Source organism: Ahrensia sp. R2A130 (assembly GCF_000179775.1).
Taxonomy (GTDB): domain Bacteria; phylum Pseudomonadota; class Alphaproteobacteria; order Rhizobiales; family Rhizobiaceae; genus Pseudahrensia.
On record NZ_AEEB01000001.1, the window covers coordinates 55,256 to 77,624 of the forward strand.

A 22,369-nucleotide genomic window follows, 5' to 3' on the forward strand; every position below is an offset into this window, starting at 1 on the left:
TTTGTTCACCCCGGATTGTATTGCGTAAACCTGGGCGTACTGACGGGCTGGAGGGCACGTTTCCTGACTGATCCGCCTACAACCGTCACCTTGCCAAAAGAGGCCTAATCGAAGCTGTGACCACCGGGAATACGTTCACAATCGTCGAGATCCGCAAGATCGGCAACCGCTCGGAGTAGGTCTCCACGTTCACACTGCCATCCAAATGGCCAAAGAGTTCAAACCTCGCTTCGCGGTCCGGGGAAATCCTGCGTATCGTATTGTTGCCGCAGTGCCGCAGGCTGTGGACCAACCGATCCCAGTTGCCGACATCAGTATCATGCTCCGCGTTGTAGTCATCGCAGACCTTACGGAGGAGATCATAATAGGCATCGCCTAGCCCATCTGTGCATTCAGGCTTCAGAGCTTGAAACACGCGCTCTCTGCCGCTTTTCTGAGCTTCTCTGATATAAGTTAGAGTACCAAGGCGAACGGCTTCATCATGGAAAGGAACGGGACGCTGCGAAATCTCGTTCTTGAAGCTTCTCTCGGGCGCCCTTTTGAAATCGATATACGGACAGAACGTGTTGTCCACGAGTTCTTTAGCAGTCATATCAACGACCTCGGCTCGGCGAGTGCCGTGTTAAATCAACATCGAAGTTGAGTGGAACAGTGCTTCCAGGGCGTCTCTATCGGCACCGACCGGTGCCTTATCGTACGCCCACTGAATTGCCGTAAGCAGCTCACCAGCCTGCTCCGGTTCGAGTTTTTTCTGCGGAATAGGTTTGCGTTTTTTCGGCGTCAGTGTTTTCCAGAAAAGATCTGGTGCAATCAGACCGCTACCGCGCAAACGGTCGAGCAATGCGGACAAATTGCAGAAGTGACGTCGTTGCGTCTGGTTGCTCAGGCCACACGCCTTATTTGGGTCCTTGCCAGCGTCTTTGGCGGTTTGTCTCGCTTCAAGCGCCCATTTCCGCAAAAGATCGAGGTCGGGAAATGTGCCTTTCTTGAAGTGCGCCATACGCTGTCCGTAACGAGGCGGCAGCCAAGCTAGCATGTCCGCAAACTCGCCGATCTCAAGCTGGGTTATCTCGCCCGTGGTTTTGATCCCGTTGCTATGACAGACAGCCAAAAGCAGCCGCGATGTGGTTACCGCCTGACAAAGAGATTTCGAATTCCAATTGCGATGGGGTGCGACGACCTCGATCAAATGTGCCTCAAGCTCTGAAAGCGGTAATCCAGGACGTTCTGCAGGCTCGACTGACTTAGGAAAATTATCAACAGGGCCGGGAACGACGGGCAGCAACACTGGCGGCTCGGATTGAGCAGCGTTCAATCCCCAACCATCTTTGAGGAAGTCGACAGTTTCGCTCGTCGGAGATATTGCTTTGGTTTGTAGAATGGCGAAGCTTTGTGAAGCGTGGGTAGGCGGCTCTGGCATCACATCGTTAGGACTTGCCGCCGACGTTGCACGTGGCGCTTGCACGGAGCCCGCAGAGAGCTGAGCAGGCGCATCTGTTGCCGCGGCAACAGGTGCGTCTCCTCCGACAACATCGACGAAAAAACCTTGTAGCGCGTGACTTACGATATGGTCGGGATAGTCGCGATATGAGTGGAGCAATTCAGCTTTTGCCAATGCCAGCCGACCTGCATGCTCTTCTAGCTCGCGGAAGTCAGGTTTTTCGACGCCGGCTTGCGAGAGCGATCGACGAGCATCTGCAGTCGCAAAGCGGCTTTGGCCATAATAGATAGCATCATTCAAAACGCGTTCGATGCCCACGTCCGATAATCCTTGGCCAGACAGATAGCTCTTACACAGGCCGAGCCCGTAATCGTCGTCTACGAAGCGCGTACCGAACTCTGCCACGAGGCGCTGCGTCCATCCGTGTATGGTCTCGTCTTCCACTCTGTTCGCAACGACCTGAGGTGAGGCGGAAGCACGCATTGCCGCGCCCAGAGCCTGCACCCTTTTACCGACACGCTTTCGCTCGATTTCCACTGCCTGACGGACAACCTCGTCGGTCAGTCCCGAATTCGCTGCATATTCGGCAATCATAGCATTGATCCTCGCACCCATTGTCTCCGCAACCGACCTGTCGCGTGTACATAGTGATAGTGTCAGTACGATAGATTTAGGTGGATGCTTTGAAAACGACAATAAGCGACGACGGAATACGAAAGTCTTCCCCCGAAGATGGACGCCGACGACGCTCATGATTTGTTTTCACCATGATTTTCGAAGTATTTCTCGAAAACGGACATGTCCGGACTGACGTCAATGATGACACGCTTTGCGGCTGTCGTGGCGTTTGTGGGCACTCCTGTGTGACAGGTTTGTGTGACACTGCTGGGGAACCCGATGGGCAGTAAGGCGCCGAATTGGTCTAACCAACTGAAAGAAAAGGATAATGAAGAAGGTTGGCTGGGGAACCTGGATTCGAACCAGGACTAACGGAGTCAGAGTCCGTGGGTCTACCGTTAACCTATTCCCCAATGTGCTGTGCCGGTTTTTCGTTTTTGGCGCGGCTGGTCGGTTGCATATTATGCTGCCGATAGGCGGGGTTTAGAGCGATGGTGGTGATGGGTCAAGGCGTTGGCATAGGGCTTTTACGCGCAAATTCTTCGTTGCTGTTTTGGTAATCCGTTCAGCCTTCGCTTGTGGAGGAACGGTTTTTGCGGTTAGGCTTGCGGTAACTTGAAACAGGCTCTGATCCTTGTGGCTGATCTTATGATCGCGACGGATTTTGGGCAGAGGAAATACGGTGTCCGACAGTCGCGATGGGCGAAACGCCCCGGACGGTCCGGATCAAGCTGCACCGTCAGCGCAAGCAGCCGAGGGGCGTGATCAGGGATCACGCGAGACCGGTGAGGGCAAGCGCAGACGGCGTCATCGCAGACGGCGGCGAAAGAAATCGCCCGCGGTCGCGGAGGCAGGACATGCGGTCCGGCCGATAGATGAGACGTCCGCGCGGGAAGCGCCACCCTTATCCACGGACAATGACGGCAATTTGAGCGTGCCGGATGGTGCGGCTCAACAGTCCCCACAACGCGGGGCAGCAGGCGATAGTGCCAACCAAAATGGTGCAGGACGAGGTGGCCGACGGCGGACGCGAAGGCGTGGACGCCGTGACGGTGCGGTTTCAAACGAAGTTCCGGTAGGTGAGGTACCTTCTGCGCCGGTAGCGCCGAAAACCGGAAAACGGGCGAAGCGGCCGCGCGGCGACAATCATTCTACCCTTCATTCTGCAAATGGACGTAAAAACCACTCTGCCAATAGCGGGGCTGCAATGGGCAATGACCGTCCGCATTTGCAGACAGCGCCGCGGGTCATGGGCAATTTGCCTGCCTACGCCGCGCTTGATCTTGGCACCAACAATTGTCGTCTGCTGGTGGCTGTCCCGCAGCAACCTGGTCGCTTCCGGGTGATTGACGCGTTTTCCCGCATTGTGCGGTTGGGCGAAGGTTTGGGCGCAAGCGGACGTTTATCAGAAGGCGCGATGGATAGGGCTGTGGGCGCGTTAAAGGCATGTGCTGCCAAATTGGAAAACCGCGAGGTTGCAGGCGTCAGGTTGATCGCAACAGAAGCCTGTCGGCGGGCAGAAAATGGCGAAGAATTCCTTGCCAGAGTTGAGCAAGAGGCTGGCCTCAAGCTGGAAATTATTGACCGCGAAACCGAAGCCCGGCTAGCGGTGGCGGGTTGTTCTTCCCTTGTTGACCGCAAGTCCAAAGGGGCGGTGCTGTTCGATATCGGTGGAGGCTCTTCGGAACTGGCGCTGCTCGATTTATCCAAGCGCAATCGCCACGATCTTGGACCGGCGATGGTCGCTTGGACGTCGCTGCCTATGGGAGTCGTTACGCTGTCTGAAAAGCATGGTGGCGGTAAGCTCGTCACGCGGCCTGTCTTCGACGCCATGGTGGATGAAGTGGCGGAGCACCTGCAAAATTTCGAAGGCCGTGATGCGTTGGCGGAAGCCTTGGCGGAAGATGATATTCACCTGCTCGGCACGTCCGGCACAGTGACAACGCTGGCTGGCATTCACCTGAAACTGCCCCGCTACGAACGCCGTCTCGTCGATGGTATCTGGATGGATTCGCGTAAGGTGGAGCAGATGGTGCAGGGGCTGGTGGACATGAGCTTCGAACAGCGTGTGCAGAATCCTTGTATCGGTAAAGACCGCGCCGACCTTGTGCTGGCGGGCTGCGCTATATTGGTGGCCATTCAACAGCTTTGGCCGTGCACACGGCTGCGCGTTGCCGACCGTGGTTTGCGCGAAGGACTTTTGACGCAGATGATGAACGCTGATGATGCGTGGCAGCGCGGCCCGCGACCACAACAAACCCGCAGAGCCGACAAATCGTCGGGCAAACCAGGAGGTCGTCGCTGATGGCGCGTAAGGTCAGTCATGGTGGAGCAGGCGGTCGCGGCAGCGGTACGGGTTCAGCCGGTGGTCGCGGCGTTAATCCGCGCAATATGCACACCAAGGTGAAGACGGCGCGGGGGCGCAAACTGTCCTCTACGCTTTGGCTCCAGCGGCAGTTGAACGATCCTTATGTGCAGAAAGCACGCGCCGAGGGGTACGCTTCCCGCGCGGCCTACAAGCTGATCGAGATGAACGACCGCTACAACATTTTGAAGCCTGGATATCGTGTGGTCGATCTGGGTGCTGCGCCAGGTGGGTGGTGTCAGGTGGCGGCCCGCGAGGTTGGCTCATCCATTGATGATATTCGCGTTGTGGGCATCGACTATCTCGATATGGACCCGGTGCCGGGGGCGACTATAATTAAGAAGGATTTTCTCGACGATGATGCGCCGGATATGTTGCGCGAAGCACTGGGCGGGCATCCGATTGATCTGGTCATGTCCGATATGGCGGCGCCCACAATCGGGCACCGCAAGACGGATCACATGCGTACCATGGCTTTGGTGGAGGTCGCGTTCGACTTTGCGCTGGAGGTTGTGAAACCGGGCGGTCATTTTCTGACCAAGACATTTCAGGGCGGTACGGAACAAGCGCTGCTGGATTTGATGAAGAAGAACTTCAAATCGATCCACCATGTGAAGCCACCGGCCAGCCGTGATGGTTCGGTGGAGCTTTATCTGCTGGCGTTGGATCGTAAGAGTTGAACGAAAAACGGCGGAGCTTTCGCCCCGCCGTATCGTAAAGCTATCCGTTCTGGATCGTTCAGGTTTTGCCCTGAACGCGCGCCTTGAATGCGGCGATGGTTTCGCCTTCATTGCGCTTTTTAAGCCACCAGATCACGCGGCGTGGTTTTTTGTCGGCATCTGCCTCATCAGTCTTTGCAGCGTTTGTTTTGGCGAAAGCGCTGGCGGTGCGGCGGATGGATTTCGATGGGCCGGATTTGCTTCGCTTGGCTGCCAGCTCTGCAAGGCGGACTTCGCGACGTTCTTCACGTGCTTCGCGGCGCTTTTTGAACCACGCTGCCAGACCACCGCTCTTTTGTGCTTTTGCGACTTTGCGACCTTTCTGTGCCTTGCGCTTGGCGAGCAGGGCAGCGCGGCGTTTGGCAGCCTTCGATTTTTCAGCCTTCTTGATGGAGCCTGTGGTTGTGCGATCTACATCGTTGCTGCGGAACAGGAAGGAGAACAGCGAACGGCGCTCGCCGACGACTTTCTTGGTGCTTTTACGGGCGTTCCTGCGGTTGCGAGAACTGGCCTTTGCCAACAATTGCGGTTTCTCTGCATTGCGCGGGGTGGAGCGCGGTGGCTTGACCGAACCACGACCGCGAATATGGACGACGCGGTAGCCACCAGCTTTCAGGCGCTTCAACAGAATGGGAAGCCCTGCTGCTGTGCGGCCCTGAATGTCATGCATGAGGATGACGCCTGAACCCTTACGGGCGAGCTGCGTCATCACTCGGTTGACCCAACTCGTGGCGCTTCCACCTTTCCAGTCCTGGCTCATGATGCCGGCTGAGAATGGTATCAGGCCACGGTTCTTCAAAACGCGATCCAACGCCGCAGAGCGTGCGAGATAAGGATAGCGGAACAGCTTTGTGGAGCGACCGCGATAGGAGCCAAGCGCTTTGTTGACTGCGCGGATGCCATTATCAATCTGACGACCGGCGGCCTGGGGCGACAAACGGCGCAGATTGGCGTGGGAATGGGTGTGGTGCGCGATTGTGTGACCGGCGCGGGCGACCTTTTGCAACATGCGCGGGTTGGCGCGTGCCATGGTGCCAACCGGAAAGAATGTCGCTTTGACGCATTCACGTTTCAACGTCGACAGGATTCGGTCGGTACGGCTGCCGGCAGGGCCATCGTCGAATGTCAAAACGACCTCGCCACGACGCAAACCGATTCCACCGGATGCACCTGTGCCCATATGGGTTTTGAATGAATTGACAGTAATGGTGCGTGACACACCCATGCAGGCATGTGCTGCCTGTACGCCCAACAGAAGCGTAGCCACCCCCACAGCAGCGGCGCGCAAATATTTCTTGAACATTGATCCCGGACCTTTTCGATCAGTAAGCGGACGTACTGACTACGAATCGACCGGCGTCTTCCCCGACGCAAAATTAACCTGAAGACTGCGTGGTTAAGAAGGGGTTAATCATCTGATCGCGCGGCATGACTGAACAGTGTTGCAGTAAAGACTCGTATTGCCGGATGCGCCGGTTTTTCCGACGACTGAGAATATCTGGAATTGCTGTTGGCATATCGTCTCATGGCCTATGCCTTGCCCGATGGCCGTGTTAGCGGGAGCCGTCATTAAGGGGTGCTGCGGGAGTTGGCTGCACTTCCCCTCTTACTTCCTCGTTCAGGAACGTTCCTATGGCGCAAATCATACAAACTGCTACCGGCGAGCAGGCACTCACTTTTGATGACGTGCTGCTTCAACCCGGCCATTCCGAAGTTATGCCGGGCGAGGTGAATGTCGGTACGCGCCTGACCAAGGATATTACGCTCAACCTGCCGATCCTTTCCGCTGCTATGGATACGGTTACGGAAAGCCGCCTCGCCATTGCGATGGCACAGGCCGGTGGCATGGGCATCATCCACCGCAACCTCACGCCCATCGAACAGGCCGAAGAAGTGCGGCAGGTGAAGAAGTTCGAAAGCGGTATGGTGGTGAACCCGTTGGTCATCGGGCCGGAAGCGACGCTTGAAGACGCGCTGGCGCTGATGGCGACGCACCGCATCTCCGGTATTCCGGTTGTCGAAAACGGCGGAACCGGCGGCCACAAGACGGGGCGTCTGGTGGGTATTTTGACCAACCGCGATGTTCGGTTTGCCGATGACCCAAGCCAGCACATCTACGAGCTGATGACGCGCGAAGACCTTGTGACCGTTCGTGAAGGTGTGAGCCAGGAAGATGCCAAGAAACTGCTGCACCAGCACCGTATCGAGAAGCTGTTGGTGGTGGACAAAAAGGGCAACTGCACCGGTCTCATCACCGTCAAGGATATGGAAAATTCAAAACTGAACCCCAGCGCCACCAAGGACGCTGCCGGTTCATTGCGTGTGGGCGCGGCAACCACAGTCGGTCCAGATGGCATGGAACGTGCTGAACGGTTGATCGCGGCGGGTGTCGATCTGTTGGTTATCGACACCGCACACGGCCATTCGCAGCGCGTGCTGGATGCGGTTACAGCCGTGAAGAAAATGTCGAACACGGTACGGATTGCTGCGGGCAACGTGGCAACGGCAGATGGCACCAAAGCGCTCATCGACGCCGGTGCGGACACCGTTAAAGTCGGCATCGGGCCGGGGTCCATCTGCACAACCCGCATGGTGGCAGGCGTTGGCATGCCGCAGCTTTCTGCAATCATGTCGGCTGTCGAAGCTGCTCACGATGCGGGCATTCCCATCATCGCCGATGGCGGCATCAAATATTCCGGCGACCTTGCCAAAGCGTTGGCCGCAGGTGCTTCCGTTGCCATGGTCGGTTCGCTGCTCGCGGGTACCGACGAATCCCCCGGTGAGGTGTATTTGCATCAGGGCCGTTCGTTCAAAGCCTATCGCGGCATGGGGTCTGTCGGTGCCATGGCTCGCGGATCTGCGGACCGCTATTTCCAGTCGGAAGTGACGGACGAGTTGAAGCTGGTGCCTGAGGGTATCGAGGGGCAGGTGCCATACAAGGGCCCGGTCGGTTCCGTGTTGCACCAGCTCGCAGGTGGCTTGAAAGCGTCCATGGGCTATGTCGGCGCTGCTACGTTGACCGACTTCGTTGACCGCGCGAAATTCGTTCGCATTTCGACGGCTGGACTGTCTGAAAGCCACGCCCATTCGGTGTCCATCACACGGGAGAGCCCGAACTATTCCGGGCGATAGATTATGATCTCAACCGCACTTTTCTGGCCTGCTTTCGTCATGGCGATGGCGACAGTTGGACTATACATTCTCACATTTCTTGCCCGCAAAAAGCTGGTCGAGGTGGGAACAGCTAAGATGTCCGACTACCGCACCTATGAAAACGAGGTGCCGGAAAGCCGCTTGTGGCACAACGCGATTGCCAACCAGTTCGAGACGCCGGTCCTGTTCTATGCAGCCTGCGGCTTTGCGATGCTGATGGGCATGAACGATGCGATAACGCTGGTTCTTGCGTGGGGTTTTGTGCTGGCGAAATGCGCCCACATCGGCATTCACATTACCGGAAACCGTATCCGCCATCGCGCGCCGGTGTTCGGTCTTTCACTTTTGCTGTTGCTCGCATTGTGGCTACGGCTTGCGCTGGGAGCGCTTTGACCTATGGAAACTTTCGAACTTCTGTGGACCGCTGGAGCTGAGTGGAAACTGCGCCTGCTCGTACTGGCTGTGGTGGGCCAAATGCTGCTGGTTTTTCGCCTTTATGGCGTCATGTCGGCAGCGCGTATGAAAGCTGGTAAGGAGGGGCGTATCACCGCCGAAACCTATCGCGCCACGCAGTCCGAACCGGAAGACCTCGCGGTCTATAGCCGCGCGGTTACCAACCAGTTCGAAGCGCCTGTCATATTCTACACGCTGGTCATTATGGCGCTGGCTCTCGGCACCGCAAGCTGGCTGACGGTCGTGTTTGCCATCGCTTTTGTCGCTCTGCGCTGGATGCACGGTAACGAGATGATCGGTGCCCACGATGTTATGCGCCGCCGCAAGATATTTCTCACGTCTATAAAAGTGCTCGTCGCGCTGATGGCCGAGGTCACCGTCTCAGCCATGATCTGGGCTTAAGTCGATGAGATTGGGCGGGCGCGCAAACGCGGCAATCGAAGTTCTCAACGACATCGACAAACGCAGCCGACCGGTGTCGGAAGCGCTGAAGGGCTGGGGTCTGGACCACAGGTTTGCCGGTTCCGGCGACCGCGCTGCCATCGGCAATATCGTTTATGACGCGCTGCGTTCGAAACGTTCGTTGCAGTGGCGCATGGACAGCGACAGCACGCGCAAGCTGGTGCTGGCTGTGCTGCTGGACAGTTGGGGCTTTTCGCCAGAGACCCTAAACGCAGCTTTCGATGGCGATAAGTTCGCCCCCGATCTGCTGACGGATGATGAGATCGCAAAATGGACCAGCCGCAAACTGGCCGATGCACCGCCCGCCGTGCAAGCCGACTTGCCGGACTGGTTGGTGCCGTCTTTCGAGGCAAATTTTGCCGATGAATGGATGGAAGAGGCGAAGGCTTTTTCGCAACGTCCTCCCGTCGATATGCGGGCGAATACTCTGAAGGCCAGCCGCGATAAGGTTGCCAAGGCGCTAGCCAAGGCTGGTGCCGTGCCAGACCCACTGACGCGTTTCGGCCTTCGTGTTGCGGCAGGTGAGGGGCCGTCGCGGCAGCCCAATGTGCAGTCCGAAGGTGCGTTTCAGCGCGGACAATTTGAAATTCAGGACGCTGGCAGCCAGATCGTCTCCGATCTTGTTTTCGCACGTCCCGGCGAGCAGGTTCTCGACCTCTGCGCCGGTGCCGGTGGCAAGACATTGGCTTTGGCTGCGGTGATGGAAAACAAGGGGCAAATCCACGCCTACGATTCCAACAAGCAGCGGCTTAAACCAATCTACGACCGGCTCAAACGGGCTGGTGTTCACAATGCACAGGTGCACGGTCCGGATGATGATATTTCCGATCTCGTTGGCAAGATGGATCGCGTTGTCATCGATGCGCCGTGCACAGGTACCGGCACTTGGCGGCGGCACCCCCACGCAAAGTGGAAACTTTCCCGCGAGATGCTGGAGAACCGCCTGACCGAGCAGGAAGAGGTGCTGTCACAGGCCGTGCCTTTCGTGAAGCCGGGCGGGTTCCTCATCTACATAACGTGCTCGGTGTTGCCGGAGGAAAACGAGAACCAGATCGTGGCCTTCACCACCGACAATCCGCAATTCGAACTGCTGTCCTCCGGTGAGGTCTGGCAGGATTTGTTCGGTTTCGACAAACCGCAGCCGTGGTCATCCGACATGAAGTCGATCACTTTGACCCCAGCCTCGACCGGAACAGACGGCTTCTACTTTGCGGTGATGGGCCATCGCGGCTAATCTGTCGCTCATTGAGCGGTCGAACCAAACGGTCGCTTCCACGTTATTTCAGTAATCACTTCCCACAACATAATTTCGGTCGGTCCCATGGCACGCTTCATCACCCTCATTGTTTTTATTCTCTTTGTGAACGGCGTTGGTGCTGCCATCGGTCTCTCGTTCCCGGCGGGTGAGTGGTACGAGGGCTTGAACAAACCATTCTTCGATCCTCCCGGCTACCTGTTCGGTATCGTGTGGCCGATCCTTTATGTTTTGATTGCGATAGCCGGTTGGCGTGTTTTCACCAGCAATGGCGAGACACCGGGTTGGGGGCTGTGGCTGGGCCAGTTGGTGCTTAATTTCGCTTGGTCGCCGGTGTTCTTCGGCATGCAGGAAATGTTCTGGGCGATCTGGATCATCCTGGGCGTGCTGGTTCTGTCGCTGGCGTTCATCAGCACGACTTGGACGCGCGATAAGCTCGCTGCCTTCTGCTTCATTCCTTACGTGGCATGGCTATCGTTTGCGCTGGTGCTGAACGTTTCGGTCTGGTGGCTGAACACCTAAAGCCGCGTTATCCGAACCTTGCCGCTATTGCATTTTTGCCTGCTGTAAAAAAGCGAAGCAGCGCTTCGCTTGAACGATAAATGTAGGCCGGAATGCGTTTGTACCTTGGCAATTTGCGCGGCTTGGTGACGGGCTTTTCTCCGGTCGTGTCGCTGACGTAGCCGTAGCCGATGGTGGAGCCTGCTGCGAGATTGTCTTTCACCACTGGCGGCAATACGCCGAAAACGCGCAAGCCGTAGGCGTGGCCGCGGTCGAATTCGTGATCGTATGGCACCCGCATGGGCAGTAGGTTTTTGATATATTGCTGTGCCGCTTTGCGGTTGATGAGATAGCCGACTGCGCCGGATTGTTTTGCTAGATAGGTGACCAAACTATAGTCGGGCGTTAGCTGTGAGACTGTCAGCGGCATGCCGGAATGGCGCTGATTGAGTTTCACCATGTCCCAGCGGTTCGCTTGCGCGATGGCCGCTTCTACAACCTGTTCGAAATCATCTGCGAGATCGGCATCGTCTTCCAGTATGACCGCGAAGTCGTTGTTGCTGTCCCCAAACATCCGGATGGCCCGCATGTGAGATAAGGTGCATCCCAATTCGTTCGGATTGATCGTCTTTCCGTGGCGACGCAGGAAGCCTTTTTCATCGAGGTCGGGATGCGGAAATGTAAGGCCGCTGCCGTCAACAGCCTCCACCCGTTCAAAGCTCAAACCCAGTTTTGCAAATTGCTCACGCTGGGTCTCCAACCTGTCGGGCGACCGGTCTAGATTGATGAGATAGATACCGCAGGCAGGGTGCATGGGTGGCAATTCCGGTTCGACATTCAGGTCAGCAGGTGTGGGCAATCGTCGTGCCAGGGCGGCTTCGCGTTGCACAGGTCACGGACCCGGCGTAAGCCACGCCCAAGCCCACGGCAAGTTTGTCGGTTCAGTTGAAGATAAGGCGAATTCTATGAGCGACGACATGACAGAAGCCGGCCTCATTCCCGTTCCTGACCAGAGCGTGCTGGTGATCGACTTCGGGTCACAGGTCACGCAGCTGATCGCGCGGCGTGTGCGGGAAAGCGGTGTCTATTGCGAGATCGCGCCGTTCAACTCCGCGCAAGAGGCTTTCGAGCGCCTGTCACCAGAAGCGGTTATCTTCTCCGGTGGTCCGGCATCCGTAACCGATGAAGACAGCCCGCGCGCGCCGCAAGCGGTGATCGACAGTGGCGTTCCCATCATGGCGATCTGCTACGGCCAGCAGACTTTGTGCACTCAACTGGGTGGCGTGGTCGAAGGTGGCCACCACCGCGAGTTCGGTCGTGCTGATGTGGATATCAAAAAGGCCAGCCCGCTTTTTGAAGGACTTTGGGAAGCTGGCGGCAGCTATCCGGTCTGGATGAGCCACGGTGACCGCGTGACGGAATTGCCTGATGGGTTCGAGGTGCTGGGCCAATCGCCCAACGCGCCATTCGCTATCGCGGCGGATGAGGCGCGGAAATATTACACCACCATGTTCCACCCCGAGGTGGTTCACACGCCGGACGGCGCGAAGCTGATTGCCAACTTCGTTCACAACATTGCGGGCCTTACCGGCGACTGGACTATGGCGGCCTACAAAGCGCAGGCCATCGAAGCGATCCGCGCGCAGGTTGGCGACGGCAAGGTGATCTGCGGATTGTCCGGCGGTGTCGATTCCTCGGTTGCAGCGCTGCTCATCCACGAAGCCATCGGCGATCAGCTGACATGTATTCTGGTGGACCACGGCTTGATGCGGATGGATGAGGCGGCGCAGGTCGTTGCCATGTTCAATGAACATTACGACATCAAACTCATCCATGTTGATGCTGCCGATATGTTCATCGACGCGCTGGAGGGCGAGTCGGACCCCGAGACCAAACGCAAGACCATCGGCAAGCTGTTCATCGACGTGTTCGAGGAAGAGGCGCGCAAGATTGGCGGGGCTGAATTTCTTGCACAGGGCACGCTGTATCCGGACGTGATCGAAAGCGTGTCGTTTACCGGAGGACCGTCCGTGACGATAAAGAGCCACCACAATGTTGGTGGCCTACCGGAGCGAATGAACATGCAGTTGGTGGAACCGCTGCGGGAATTGTTCAAGGATGAGGTTCGGGTGCTTGGCCACGAACTCGGCTTGCCGGACAGCTTTATCGGTCGTCATCCGTTCCCCGGTCCGGGCCTCGCCATTCGCTGCCCCGGTGGCATCAGCCGCGACAAGCTGGAAATTCTCCGCAAGGCCGACGCGATCTATCTCGACGAAATTCGCAAGGCGGGTCTCTACGACACGATCTGGCAGGCCTTTGCTGTGCTGCTACCTGTGCAAACGGTTGGCGTGATGGGCGATGGCCGCACCTATGAATTCGTCTGTGCGCTGCGCGCTGTCACCTCCATCGACGGCATGACAGCCGATTTCTATCACTTCGACATGAATTTCCTTGGTCGCGCTGCGACCCGCATCATCAACGAAGTGCAGGGTATCAACCGCGTGGTCTACGACGTGACGTCGAAGCCTCCCGGCACCATCGAGTGGGAGTAGGATATGATCGTTCTCATCATCGGCCTCGTGCTGTTTCTCGGCGTTCATTTTGCCAAAGTTATTGCGCCCGCGAAACGCGCGGCTGTTATTGCTGATAAGGGTGATGGGCCGTGGAAGGGCATCTATTCGGTGGTGTCGATCATAGGGCTTGGCCTGTTGATCTGGGGCTACGGTCTGGCGCGTGGTGAGGCAGGGCAGCTTTATGATGCTGCGCCCTATGGGAGGTCATTGTTGTTGCTGGCCATGCCGCTGGCATTTGTCTTGTTGGTCGCCTCGCAAATTCCTGCTGGATACATCAAGCGCGCTGTGCGGCATCCGATGGTGCTGGCGGTCGTCATCTGGTCGGCTGCACACCTCACGGCCAATGGCGATACCGCGAGCGTTTTATTGTTCGGCTCGTTCCTCGTTTGGTCGGTGGTGACGACGTTCGACAGCTACCGCCGTCCGTGGGTTGCGCCAGCTAAAACGGCAATCTGGGCTGACCTTGTTTCCGTGGTGGTGGGCCTCGCTCTTACGGTGGCCTTTATATCATTCGCCCACGAATGGTTGATCGGCGTCGGCATCGTTTAACCGCCTCATTGCTTTTACGCCTTTCTCTCACCACGTGATGATGTAGAACGCACCGCAAGAGCTGCGCTTGCGGCTGGTCACGTTTCTTCGCCTCTCAGGAGCTTTCAATGTCCGACGATTCCTTTATCCGCGAGGTCAATGACGAACTGCGCTCGGAACGAGCCAGCGAGTTTTGGAAGCGCTTTGGCACGATCATCATCGCTCTTGCCGTGGCCATCGTGTTGGCTGTGAGTGTCTGGCGTTACATGGAATACAGTGCTGCAAAAGAAGCTGCCGCGTCCGGTGATGCATTCATGAGTGCTGTTGCGCTGGCGGAAGATGGTAAGACCGAAGAGGCCATCGCGGCACTTGAAAAACTCGAAGCCGAACACGGTGGCGCTTATGGTGCCATGGCGCAGCTGCGGGCAGCCTCCGAGCTTGCCAAGCAGGGCCAGAAAAAAGAGGCGATTGCTGCCTACGATGTGGTCGTGGCTGATAATATGGCTGATGAGGATCTGCGTTCTATCGCGCGCCTGCGTGCTGGGTATTTGATGGTGGACGAGGGCACTGTCGAAGATGTTAGCTCCCGCGTGACATCGCTTTCCGCGCCCGGCGCGCCTTACCGTTCGTCCGCGCTGGAAGCGCTGGGCCTTGCCTATTTCAAGGCTGGTGATTTGGACAAGGCATTCGCCCAGTTCGATGAAATCGCAAAAGATGCAAACGCGCCTGCGTCTATCGGCCAGCGTGTTACTATCATGTTGGACGTCATCGCTGCCCGCGGTGGTCCAACCCGCGATGAAGCGTCTGCACAATGACATTTACGGTTGCCGTTGCAGGCCGTCCCAATGTCGGCAAATCGACACTGTTCAACCGGTTGGTGGGCAAGCGTCTTGCGCTGGTCGATGATCAACCCGGCGTGACGCGCGATCGTCGTTCGGGCAATGCCCGTATCGGCGATATCAAATTCGAAGTTATCGACACCGCAGGACTGGAAGAGGCCGATCAGGCGTCGCTCGAAGGCCGCATGCGCGCGCAAACCGAGCAGGCGATTATCGACGCGAACGTGACGTTGTTTCTCATCGATGCCCGCGCTGGCGTTACGCCGATGGATAAGTCCTTCGCCACGATGCTGCGCCGCGCCGGTAAGCCTGTCATTCTTGTGGCCAACAAGGTCGAAGGCCGCAAAGGCGATGATGGTTTTTACGAAGCCTTCGAGATGGGCTTCGGTGAGCCTGTGCCGATTTCTGCCGAGCACGGCGAGGGTATGGCCGACTTGCGGAACGCGCTGGTGGAAGCCGTTGGTGAAGATGTGGCCTTCGGCAAGAACGAACCGACTGAAGACGAAAAAGAAGAAGCCAGTTTCGATCTGGAAGCTTTCGAAGCCGAAGAAGACGAGACAGAGCCGGAATACGACAACACCCGTCCGCTGAAAATCTGCATCGTTGGCCGCCCCAATGCGGGCAAGTCCACGCTCATCAACCGGATGCTGGGTGAGGACCGCCTGCTGACCGGACCGGAAGCGGGCATTACCCGCGATTCGATTTCGGTCGATTGGGAATGGCAGGGCCGTTCCATCAAGCTGTTCGATACCGCCGGTATGCGGCGCAAGGCGCGGGTGCAGGAAAAGCTGGAGAAGCTTTCCGTCCACGATGCTCTGCGCGCGATCCAATATGCCGAGGTCGTGGTCATCATGTTCGATGCCACGATTCCGTTTGAAAAACAGGACCTGCATATCGTCGACCTGATCCACCGCGAGGGCAGGGCGCCCGTGCTGGCCTTCAACAAGTGGGATCTGGTGCCGGACAAGCAGGCGGCACTTAAAGAATTGCACGAAAAGACGGAGCGCTTGCTGCCGCAGCTTCGCGGTCTTCGCACGGTCACGCTGTCCGGTCAGAGCGGCAAAGGTCTCGACAGGTTGATGGAAGCGGTGATCGACGCCGATAAGACGTGGAACCGTCGCGTGGCGACTTCGAAACTGAACCAGTGGCTCGATGATGTGCAGGCGCACCATCCGCCGCCAGCCGTTTCCGGTCGTCGTATCCGTTTCAAATACATCACGCAGGCGAAAACCCGCCCACCGACATTCGTGGCGCAATGCACCCGACCCGAAGGCTTGCCCGCGAGCTATGAGCGCTATCTGCTCAACGATCTGCGCGCGACGTTCAAGCTGCCCGGCGTGCCGCTGCGCCTGTATTTGCGTAAGGGTGAAAACCCTTACGGGAACCGCAAGCGCAACACGTCGAAATAACAAAACGTTAAGCAGAAGTTAACGTGACAAACCCCGTCACGAAACCTCCCGATAATCGTCATATTCGCGTCACGATGCGCCCATGGTGCTGCCCTTTTGCACGGTCACAAGCGCGTGAGCCGATCCGGGGGGTCGGTTAACCACACATCAAGGTTAATCCTTCATATTGTATCCAACGAGCCGCTTCGCTTCGCGATGCTGCGCCCTGGATTTGTATGGAGTGATTATGGGTTTTGCATCTAGGGGAGCCTCTGCAATGGGCCGACTGCTTACAACTACGACGGCCTGTTCCGTCATTGCCGCATCACTGGTGGTTTCTGTAACCACTTCCACTGCACATCAAGATATTGCCGAGATGACGGGCACGGAAACAGCCAGTGCTGGCCGTTGGATGTCCCGCCTCGTTGCTGTGCCGACAGGCTCCGATGTCGCAATGATAGGCGATGAAAAAGCAGGCCTTGCTGCAAGCCCTATCAGTGAACGTAAAGTGCTTGGCGTTCGCACCACCGAGCGTTTGCATCTGCTTGACCGCAATTCGCACATCGACCTTGCCCAGCTGGGTGCTGACAAAAATTCGCTCAAAGGTGGTCGTGTCTATAAACCAACACCGTCCCAGGTCGCTTCTGTTAAGCTGGAAGCTGTTACTCACGGCTATGCCGCCCCTGCAACCGCACTTCTGACAAAAAGCCTTCAAAAAGAAACCAAGGTTTTGACAGCGGCATTCCAGCGCGCTGAAGCTGCGGCAAAAGAAGCGGCAACCAACACAAATTCGATCATGCCAAAGACGGCCATGTTGCAGGCCCGTTCCGCTGCGCGTCAAATGGCGAAAGCTCAACCACTGGAAGAGATCGCAGGTGATGTGATCGTTGCAGCCTACGCTCCATCGGCAACGCCAGCGGCAAGCGCATTTGATGCCGTGCTTCGCCCTGGTCTTCCGAAGGCTGCAGCTAAAAAGACATCGCCAATTGTAAAGGCCGCTGTGCCGACTGCGCGTAAAACCAAGCGTTCCGTCATTCGTCTCGCAAAGGGCGATCACAAGTGGGCCGCGAAGCCGCTGCCAAAAAAATCATTTGGCAAGAGTGAGCGCCGTTGTCTTGCGACCGGCATCTATTTCGAGGCCCGTGGCGAATCCAAGAACGGACAAAAGGCCGTGGCGCAGGTGATTTTGAACCGCGTCAAAAACCCAGCCTACCCCAATTCGATCTGCGGCGTCGTTTACCAGAACAAGCACAAGCGTAACGCCTGCCAGTTCTCGTTCGCCTGCGATGGCATTCGCGACAAGGTTGGTTCGCGCAAGCATTGGAAAAAATCCGTCAATGTTGCAAATGATGCTATCGACGGAAAATTCTGGCTCACCAGCATCGGTTCCTCCAGCCATTACCACGCTGATTACGTCTGGCCGAAATGGCGCAAGAATATGCGCAAGATGACCAAGATCGGTCGCCACATCTTCTACCGCACCTATGGCGGCGGCTGGAGCTAGGCTTCGCGACATATTAAAACTTATCAAGCGCCGCCGGTTTTCCACCGGCGGCGCTTTGCGTTACAGCATTCGTGAAACCGTTATGTGAGCGCCACCTTTGTCCGACTCCGAGAAACCCGATGATACCGATCTCGATGCGCGGCTGGATTCTCTGCGCTCCCGCATCGACACCAAGCGCCCGAAGACGGATGACAACGGTCGCGTGGCTGCTGAAAAGGTCGGGGCAGGGGGAATCGGTCAGGCTATGAAGCTCAGTTCCGAGTTCATTGCGGGTATCGTGGTGGGCGCAGGCCTGGGCTATTTGTTCGATCAGTTCTTCGATACGACGCCATGGGGCATGATTATTCTACTTCTGCTGGGTTTTTGTGCAGGCATACTCAATGTGTTGCGGTCGGCCGGAATGGTGGCCGAATCGGAGATGAGGCTGCGTCCAGCGCAGGAAATGGCCAGAAAATCCGGAAATAATAGCGATGATGCTGCATCTGGCACCTCTAAAGACCCAGATTGAATTCGTGATGCGGTGCAAAAAGTTGCGCTTGAACGCCGCGAAGCACAAAAAACCGCACCCATACGACGATGGGGGGTCTTGAGACTGCTCTCACATTCGTGCAGATGGTCCGCGGAGCTATCGGGGGCCTATTCCCGATGCGAACCTGATTGCCACGAGGTAAGACTTGGCCAACGATCCGATTTCCCAGTTCAAGATCGAGAAGATCCTGCCGCTTGAAGCGTTGGGCTATGATATCTCGTTCACCAACTCTTCGCTGTTCATGCTGGCAACCGTCGGCGTTGCTGCAGGTTTCCTGGTTCTGACCACGTCTGGTCGAGGCCTTATTCCGTCACGCGGGCAGTCGATCTCAGAGATCATCTACGAATTCGTCGCCGATATGTTGCGCTCAAGCGCAGGTTCAGAGGGCATGCGTTTCTTCCCACTGGTGTTCTCGCTCTTCGTGTTCATTCTCGTTGCCAACATGATCGGCATGTTCCCCTACTTCTTCACGGTCACCAGTCATCTCATCGTGACGCTGTGTCTTGCTTTGCTCGTTATCGGCACCGTCATCGGCTACGGTTTTTATAAAAATGGCTTTGGATTCCTGAAGCTGTTTGTGCCGTCTGGCGTGCCGGGCATTATCATGCCGCTGATCGTTTTCATCGAAGTGCTGTCCTTCGTATCCCGCCCGGTCAGCCTGTCCATTCGACTGTTCGCCAACATGCTGGCAGGCCACATCACACTGAAAGTGTTTACCGGCTTCATCCCGATGCTTATCGGTAGCCTCGGCGTTGTCGGCGTCGTCGGTGGTATCTTGCCATTGGTGTTGGGCGTTGCCATCACCGCTCTCGAATTCCTCGTTGCATTCCTGCAGGCCTATGTTTTCGCGATCCTGACCTGCATGTATCTCAACGACGCCATTCACCCGTCTCACTAGAGGCGGCGAACCACTCAACCCCTATCCCACCCATTGTCGGGCATCATCGCCCGGCCAATATCTCAACCAGGAGAAACATCATGGAAACAGCTCTTCCCGAAATGGGCAAATACATCGGCGCTGGTCTGGCTTGCATCGGCATGGCTGGCGCAGCAATCGGCCTTGGCTCGATCTTCGGCAACTTCCTGTCGGGCGCTCTGCGCAACCCATCTGCAGCTGACGGCCAGTTCGGTCGTTTGATCCTCGGCTTCGCTGTTACCGAAGCTCTCGGCATTTTCTCGCTGCTGATCGCGCTTCTGCTGCTCTTCGCTGTCTAATACAGTGAACTGACATTGCAGGCGGCGCATTTTTGGATGCGCCGCCGCTTATCGGGCATGGGGATAGAATTCCCGTGCCTGTTTTTTGAACCGAACCGTTCGAGCAAGACATGGCTACTCCTACGACAGAACCCGGCGCTGCTGCGGGCGTTTTTCCGCCCTTCGATACGTCCACCTTCACCTCCCAGATACTCTGGTTGGTGCTGTCATTCGGTCTGTTTTATTACATCATGTCTCGCGTGGTGCTTCCGCGCATTTCCGGCATTCTGGAAACGCGCAGCGGCCGCATAGCCCAAGATCTCGATGAGGCCAATCGCCTCAAAGATGAGTCCGACGCTGCTATTGCCGCTTACGAGCAGGATTTGGCGACGGCCAAAACCAATGCGCATAAGATCGCGCAAGAAGCGCGTGACGCCGGTAAAGCTGAGGCGGATGTAAAACGTGCAGAAGTCGAAGCCGATATGACCGCGCGCGTAGCTGATGCAGAAGCCCGTATCGCAAAGATCAAGTCGGACGCCATGTCCGATGTCGGGTCGATCGCCACAGAGACCGCTGAAACGCTGGTTAGCCAGTTGCTCGGTTCCAAGGTGACCAAAGCCGAGGTGGCAAAAGCCGTCTCCAATGTGAAGGGTTGATCCGATGAGTTTCGACGCATCATTCTGGGCGCTTGTTGCCCTTATTCTCTTCTTCGCATTGCTGGTGTACCTCAAGGTTCCGGGAGTGGTCAGCAAGGCGCTCGACGGGCGCGCTGACAAAATCAAGTCTGACCTCGAAGAAGCCCGTAAGCTTCGCGAAGAGGCTCAGCAGTTGCTCGCTGAATACCAGCGCAAACGTAAAGATGCCGAAGCTGAGGCGTCCGAAATCGTTGCTGCTGCAAAGCGTGAAGCCGATGCGCTTCGTGAAGAAGCTGAGCTCAAGACTGCAGACTACGTGACGCGCCGCACTGCGCAGGCCGAGCAGAAGATCGCTCAAGCCGAAAGTCAGGCGATGGCAGAAGTCAAATCCACTGCCGTCGATCTCGCTATGGATGCGGCTCGCGATATCATCTCATCGAAGGTGACAGGCAAAGCCAGCACAGACATGTTCAAGCAGAGCTTGGCTGAGGTTAAGGCCCGCATGAACTGATGGTTCGGCTATCAGGACAAGATTGACGACGGGGCCTACGGGCCCCGTTTTGATTTGTAAGCCTGGAAAAATTTGTTAACCGCCAGTCATGCTCATATGGCGGGAAACGGATGGTGCTGCACCTGCGCGTTCAATAACGAAGTCATGTCCCTTTGGCTTGCGGCCAATGGCTTCATCGATAGCAGCGTGAAGCAGTTCGTCACTTTCTGATGCGCGAAGAGGTTCGCGAAGGTCCGCCGCATCGTCCTGACCGAGACACATATAAATTGTACCGGTGCATGTGATGCGCACGCGATTGCAGCTTTCGCAGAAATTATGCGTCAGCGGCGTGATAAAGCCCAAGCGACCACCGGTCTCAGCCACCTCTACATAGCGGGCAGGGCCGCCGGTCTTGTGAGGTATCGGCGTCAGGGTGTGCGTTTCTTCCAATCGCTGGCGAACCAGAGACAGTGGTAGATACTGGTCAGTCCGGTCGCCTTCGATATCGCCCAAGGGCATGGTTTCGATCAGCGTTAAGTCGAAACCCTCGCCGTGCGCCCAACTCATCATATCGGTGATTTCAAATTCGTTGACGCCCTTAAGGGCCACCGCATTGATTTTAACCGCAAGGCCAGCGGCACGAGCAGCTTCTAAGCCTTCCATAACGCGGCCAAGATCACCCCATCGGGTAATCTCGCGAAACTTGGCGTGGTCCAGCGTGTCGATGGACACGTTTACCCGCTCCACACCACAATCCACCAACTCTGATGCGTATTTTGCCAGCTGCGAACCATTGGTCGTGAGCGTCAATTCATCCAGTGCACCTGAAGTGCGATGGCGCGACAGTGAACGGAACAGGCCCATAATGCCTTTGCGAACCAGCGGCTCACCGCCTGTTAGGCGAAGCTTGCGCACGCCTTTGTCGACAAATGCGCTGCACATGCGGTCAAGTTCTTCCAGCGTGAGCAAATCGCGCTTTGGAAGGAACGTCATGTCCTCTGCCATGCAATATACGCAGCGGAAATCGCAGCGGTCGGTAACCGATACACGCAGATAATCTACAGTGCGTCCAAAGGGATCGATCATCTGCGGTTTGGTGAGGTTCTGTTCCATGGGCTCAGCATAGGCGGGCAGGCCGCTCACGCCAAGTTCACATTTACCCCGCGCATCTGTGATTTGCCGGTTATTGGATCAAGTGGTTGAGTTGCGGCAATTGATATTTGGAGACATCGCCATGAACCGCCCTCTCACCACTGCCGCTGCTGCAATTCTGGCTCTGGCCACCGCGGTAAGTTTTGCACCTGCATGGGCAAAGGATGGGGCAGGGCGATTCTCCAGCCACAAAAACTACAAGGTCTCTGGCACAGCGAAGGTGAAGGGTAAAAAGCTCACACTTAGCGGTTTCCGCACGTCGTCCGGTCCTGATCTTTACGTTTATGTCGGGAAGGGCAGTGCCTCTAAACGGGTGGCCAAATTGAAGGCCAACAGCGGCACCCAGACCTACACGTTGCCCGCTGGTAATTGGACGAGTGTTCACATTCACTGCAAGCGCTTCAGCTCGACATTTGGCAGTGCCAGCATCAAGTGACAGGCCAATACACCAACTGCATTTTGCGCTTGTCGGCAGCTTTATCGGTAACTCTACGTTAACCTAGCTCCCCGACTTTCCGCTGATTTTCACGCGACGTTAAAGGCGTTAGGTCTTCTATTCTTCCATCCTGA

At 56.8% G+C, this 22,369-nt stretch carries 23 protein-coding genes and 1 tRNA gene; 18 read left to right on the forward strand and 6 right to left on the reverse strand.

Translation table 11 applies throughout. The annotated features are described in order from the left end of the window. Nucleotides 1-85: 85 nt before the first annotated feature. From R2A130_RS00260 to R2A130_RS00270, 3 genes are all read right to left on the reverse strand, one after another. The gene (locus tag R2A130_RS00260; RefSeq protein ID WP_040304305.1) at nucleotides 86-592 is read right to left on the reverse strand and encodes a hypothetical protein; all 507 of its coding nucleotides are present in this window, start codon (nucleotides 590-592) and stop codon (nucleotides 86-88) included. A gap of 30 nt (nucleotides 593-622) precedes the next feature. After that, complete coding sequence (locus tag R2A130_RS00265; protein ID WP_009462731.1) at nucleotides 623-2,035, reverse strand: hypothetical protein; 1,413 nt, start codon at nucleotides 2,033-2,035, stop codon at nucleotides 623-625. Between the two features lie 363 nt (nucleotides 2,036-2,398). After that, nucleotides 2,399-2,472 (reverse strand) — tRNA-Gln (locus R2A130_RS00270). Between the two features lie 836 nt (nucleotides 2,473-3,308). On the opposite strand from R2A130_RS00270, the gene R2A130_RS00275 reads away from it, so the two are divergent. Beyond that, nucleotides 3,309-4,364 carry a Ppx/GppA phosphatase family protein gene (locus R2A130_RS00275; protein WP_371179340.1) on the forward strand — a complete coding sequence of 352 codons (1,056 nt, stop codon included), beginning with the start codon at nucleotides 3,309-3,311 and terminating at the stop codon, nucleotides 4,362-4,364. Beyond that, a complete protein-coding gene (locus R2A130_RS00280) occupies nucleotides 4,364-5,104 on the forward strand; it encodes an RlmE family RNA methyltransferase (RefSeq protein WP_009462737.1) in 741 nt (246 codons plus the stop codon). The genes R2A130_RS00275 and R2A130_RS00280 overlap by 1 nt, the downstream gene beginning before the upstream one ends. Nucleotides 5,105-5,162: 58 nt before the next feature. Here R2A130_RS00280 and R2A130_RS17290 read toward each other — a convergent pair whose 3' ends face one another. Further along, nucleotides 5,163-6,446 carry a polysaccharide deacetylase family protein gene (locus R2A130_RS17290; RefSeq protein WP_009462738.1) on the reverse strand — a complete coding sequence of 428 codons (1,284 nt, stop codon included), beginning with the start codon at nucleotides 6,444-6,446 and terminating at the stop codon, nucleotides 5,163-5,165. Between the two features lie 329 nt (nucleotides 6,447-6,775). Between R2A130_RS17290 and guaB the strand changes: the two genes are divergently transcribed. The 5 genes from guaB to R2A130_RS00310 all read left to right on the forward strand — a co-directional run bounded on the left by guaB (nucleotide 6,776) and on the right by R2A130_RS00310 (nucleotide 10,988). After that, nucleotides 6,776-8,275: an IMP dehydrogenase gene (guaB, locus tag R2A130_RS00290; RefSeq protein WP_009462740.1), complete on the forward strand. Its 1,500-nt coding sequence runs from the start codon at nucleotides 6,776-6,778 to the stop codon at nucleotides 8,273-8,275. Nucleotides 8,276-8,278: 3 nt separating this feature from the next. Continuing rightward, nucleotides 8,279-8,689 (forward strand): MAPEG family protein, encoded by a 411-nt coding sequence (locus R2A130_RS00295; protein WP_009462742.1) that lies wholly within the window; start codon nucleotides 8,279-8,281, stop codon nucleotides 8,687-8,689. A 3-nt stretch (nucleotides 8,690-8,692) separates the two neighbouring features. Next, nucleotides 8,693-9,151: an MAPEG family protein gene (locus tag R2A130_RS00300; protein ID WP_009462744.1), complete on the forward strand. Its 459-nt coding sequence runs from the start codon at nucleotides 8,693-8,695 to the stop codon at nucleotides 9,149-9,151. A gap of 4 nt (nucleotides 9,152-9,155) precedes the next feature. Continuing rightward, on the forward strand, nucleotides 9,156-10,445 hold the full coding sequence (locus R2A130_RS00305; protein ID WP_009462746.1) for an RsmB/NOP family class I SAM-dependent RNA methyltransferase: 1,290 nt from the start codon (nucleotides 9,156-9,158) through the stop codon (nucleotides 10,443-10,445). Nucleotides 10,446-10,532: 87 nt separating this feature from the next. After that, nucleotides 10,533-10,988: a TspO/MBR family protein gene (locus R2A130_RS00310; protein ID WP_009462750.1), complete on the forward strand. Its 456-nt coding sequence runs from the start codon at nucleotides 10,533-10,535 to the stop codon at nucleotides 10,986-10,988. 7 nt (nucleotides 10,989-10,995) lie between these two features. Here the strand turns inward: R2A130_RS00310 and R2A130_RS00315 are convergent, their stop codons facing one another. Beyond that, complete coding sequence (locus R2A130_RS00315; protein WP_009462752.1) at nucleotides 10,996-11,826, reverse strand: glycosyltransferase family 25 protein; 831 nt, start codon at nucleotides 11,824-11,826, stop codon at nucleotides 10,996-10,998. A gap of 106 nt (nucleotides 11,827-11,932) precedes the next feature. On the opposite strand from R2A130_RS00315, the gene guaA reads away from it, so the two are divergent. From guaA to R2A130_RS00365, 10 genes are all read left to right on the forward strand, one after another. Continuing rightward, on the forward strand, nucleotides 11,933-13,519 hold the full coding sequence (guaA, locus tag R2A130_RS00320) for a glutamine-hydrolyzing GMP synthase (protein WP_009462754.1): 1,587 nt from the start codon (nucleotides 11,933-11,935) through the stop codon (nucleotides 13,517-13,519). 3 nt (nucleotides 13,520-13,522) lie between these two features. Further along, entirely contained in the window at nucleotides 13,523-14,089 is a 567-nt protein-coding gene (locus R2A130_RS00325; protein WP_009462756.1) for an NnrU family protein, read from the forward strand. Between the two features lie 107 nt (nucleotides 14,090-14,196). After that, the gene (locus R2A130_RS00330; RefSeq protein WP_009462758.1) at nucleotides 14,197-14,883 is read left to right on the forward strand and encodes a tetratricopeptide repeat protein; all 687 of its coding nucleotides are present in this window, start codon (nucleotides 14,197-14,199) and stop codon (nucleotides 14,881-14,883) included. Continuing rightward, on the forward strand, nucleotides 14,880-16,316 hold the full coding sequence (gene der, locus R2A130_RS00335; protein WP_009462760.1) for a ribosome biogenesis GTPase Der: 1,437 nt from the start codon (nucleotides 14,880-14,882) through the stop codon (nucleotides 16,314-16,316). The genes R2A130_RS00330 and der overlap by 4 nt, the downstream gene beginning before the upstream one ends. Before the next feature lie 256 nt (nucleotides 16,317-16,572). Continuing rightward, nucleotides 16,573-17,799 carry a cell wall hydrolase gene (locus R2A130_RS17295; protein ID WP_009462762.1) on the forward strand — a complete coding sequence of 409 codons (1,227 nt, stop codon included), beginning with the start codon at nucleotides 16,573-16,575 and terminating at the stop codon, nucleotides 17,797-17,799. Between the two features lie 97 nt (nucleotides 17,800-17,896). Then, a complete protein-coding gene (locus R2A130_RS18870; protein WP_009462764.1) occupies nucleotides 17,897-18,307 on the forward strand; it encodes an AtpZ/AtpI family protein in 411 nt (136 codons plus the stop codon). A 166-nt stretch (nucleotides 18,308-18,473) separates the two neighbouring features. Beyond that, on the forward strand, nucleotides 18,474-19,226 hold the full coding sequence (locus R2A130_RS00350; protein WP_009462766.1) for a F0F1 ATP synthase subunit A: 753 nt from the start codon (nucleotides 18,474-18,476) through the stop codon (nucleotides 19,224-19,226). An 80-nt stretch (nucleotides 19,227-19,306) separates the two neighbouring features. Next, complete coding sequence (locus tag R2A130_RS00355; protein WP_009462768.1) at nucleotides 19,307-19,543, forward strand: F0F1 ATP synthase subunit C; 237 nt, start codon at nucleotides 19,307-19,309, stop codon at nucleotides 19,541-19,543. Nucleotides 19,544-19,653: 110 nt separating this feature from the next. After that, nucleotides 19,654-20,178 carry a F0F1 ATP synthase subunit B gene (locus R2A130_RS00360; protein ID WP_009462770.1) on the forward strand — a complete coding sequence of 175 codons (525 nt, stop codon included), beginning with the start codon at nucleotides 19,654-19,656 and terminating at the stop codon, nucleotides 20,176-20,178. Between the two features lie 4 nt (nucleotides 20,179-20,182). Next, nucleotides 20,183-20,668, forward strand: coding sequence for a F0F1 ATP synthase subunit B (locus R2A130_RS00365; RefSeq protein WP_009462772.1), 486 nt, complete (start codon nucleotides 20,183-20,185; stop codon nucleotides 20,666-20,668). Nucleotides 20,669-20,743: 75 nt separating this feature from the next. On the opposite strand, the gene moaA is transcribed toward R2A130_RS00365, so the two are convergent. Continuing rightward, nucleotides 20,744-21,760, reverse strand: coding sequence for a GTP 3',8-cyclase MoaA (moaA, locus tag R2A130_RS00370; protein WP_040304381.1), 1,017 nt, complete (start codon nucleotides 21,758-21,760; stop codon nucleotides 20,744-20,746). Between the two features lie 121 nt (nucleotides 21,761-21,881). Between moaA and R2A130_RS00375 the strand changes: the two genes are divergently transcribed. Continuing rightward, nucleotides 21,882-22,235 carry a DM13 domain-containing protein gene (locus R2A130_RS00375; protein WP_009462776.1) on the forward strand — a complete coding sequence of 118 codons (354 nt, stop codon included), beginning with the start codon at nucleotides 21,882-21,884 and terminating at the stop codon, nucleotides 22,233-22,235. The last annotated feature ends 134 nt before the right edge of the window (nucleotides 22,236-22,369 follow it).

Excerpts from the sequence above, each read along its gene's own strand:
- R2A130_RS00260 (WP_040304305.1), bottom strand. The coding sequence starts at position 592 with ATGACTGCTAAAGAACTCGTGGACAACACGTTCTGTCCGTATATCGAT.
- R2A130_RS00265 (WP_009462731.1), bottom strand. The coding sequence starts at position 2,035 with ATGATTGCCGAATATGCAGCGAATTCGGGACTGACCGACGAGGTTGTC.
- R2A130_RS00275 (WP_371179340.1), top strand. The coding sequence starts at position 3,309 with ATGGGCAATTTGCCTGCCTACGCCGCGCTTGATCTTGGCACCAACAAT.
- R2A130_RS00280 (WP_009462737.1), top strand. The coding sequence starts at position 4,364 with ATGGCGCGTAAGGTCAGTCATGGTGGAGCAGGCGGTCGCGGCAGCGGT.
- R2A130_RS17290 (WP_009462738.1), bottom strand. The coding sequence starts at position 6,446 with ATGTTCAAGAAATATTTGCGCGCCGCTGCTGTGGGGGTGGCTACGCTT.
- guaB (WP_009462740.1), top strand. The coding sequence starts at position 6,776 with ATGGCGCAAATCATACAAACTGCTACCGGCGAGCAGGCACTCACTTTT.
- R2A130_RS00295 (WP_009462742.1), top strand. The coding sequence starts at position 8,279 with ATGATCTCAACCGCACTTTTCTGGCCTGCTTTCGTCATGGCGATGGCG.
- R2A130_RS00300 (WP_009462744.1), top strand. The coding sequence starts at position 8,693 with ATGGAAACTTTCGAACTTCTGTGGACCGCTGGAGCTGAGTGGAAACTG.
- R2A130_RS00305 (WP_009462746.1), top strand. The coding sequence starts at position 9,156 with ATGAGATTGGGCGGGCGCGCAAACGCGGCAATCGAAGTTCTCAACGAC.
- R2A130_RS00310 (WP_009462750.1), top strand. The coding sequence starts at position 10,533 with ATGGCACGCTTCATCACCCTCATTGTTTTTATTCTCTTTGTGAACGGC.
- guaA (WP_009462754.1), top strand. The coding sequence starts at position 11,933 with ATGAGCGACGACATGACAGAAGCCGGCCTCATTCCCGTTCCTGACCAG.
- R2A130_RS00325 (WP_009462756.1), top strand. The coding sequence starts at position 13,523 with ATGATCGTTCTCATCATCGGCCTCGTGCTGTTTCTCGGCGTTCATTTT.
- R2A130_RS00330 (WP_009462758.1), top strand. The coding sequence starts at position 14,197 with ATGTCCGACGATTCCTTTATCCGCGAGGTCAATGACGAACTGCGCTCG.
- der (WP_009462760.1), top strand. The coding sequence starts at position 14,880 with ATGACATTTACGGTTGCCGTTGCAGGCCGTCCCAATGTCGGCAAATCG.
- R2A130_RS17295 (WP_009462762.1), top strand. The coding sequence starts at position 16,573 with ATGGGCCGACTGCTTACAACTACGACGGCCTGTTCCGTCATTGCCGCA.
- R2A130_RS00355 (WP_009462768.1), top strand. The coding sequence starts at position 19,307 with ATGGAAACAGCTCTTCCCGAAATGGGCAAATACATCGGCGCTGGTCTG.
- R2A130_RS00360 (WP_009462770.1), top strand. The coding sequence starts at position 19,654 with ATGGCTACTCCTACGACAGAACCCGGCGCTGCTGCGGGCGTTTTTCCG.
- R2A130_RS00365 (WP_009462772.1), top strand. The coding sequence starts at position 20,183 with ATGAGTTTCGACGCATCATTCTGGGCGCTTGTTGCCCTTATTCTCTTC.
- moaA (WP_040304381.1), bottom strand. The coding sequence starts at position 21,760 with ATGGAACAGAACCTCACCAAACCGCAGATGATCGATCCCTTTGGACGC.
- R2A130_RS00375 (WP_009462776.1), top strand. The coding sequence starts at position 21,882 with ATGAACCGCCCTCTCACCACTGCCGCTGCTGCAATTCTGGCTCTGGCC.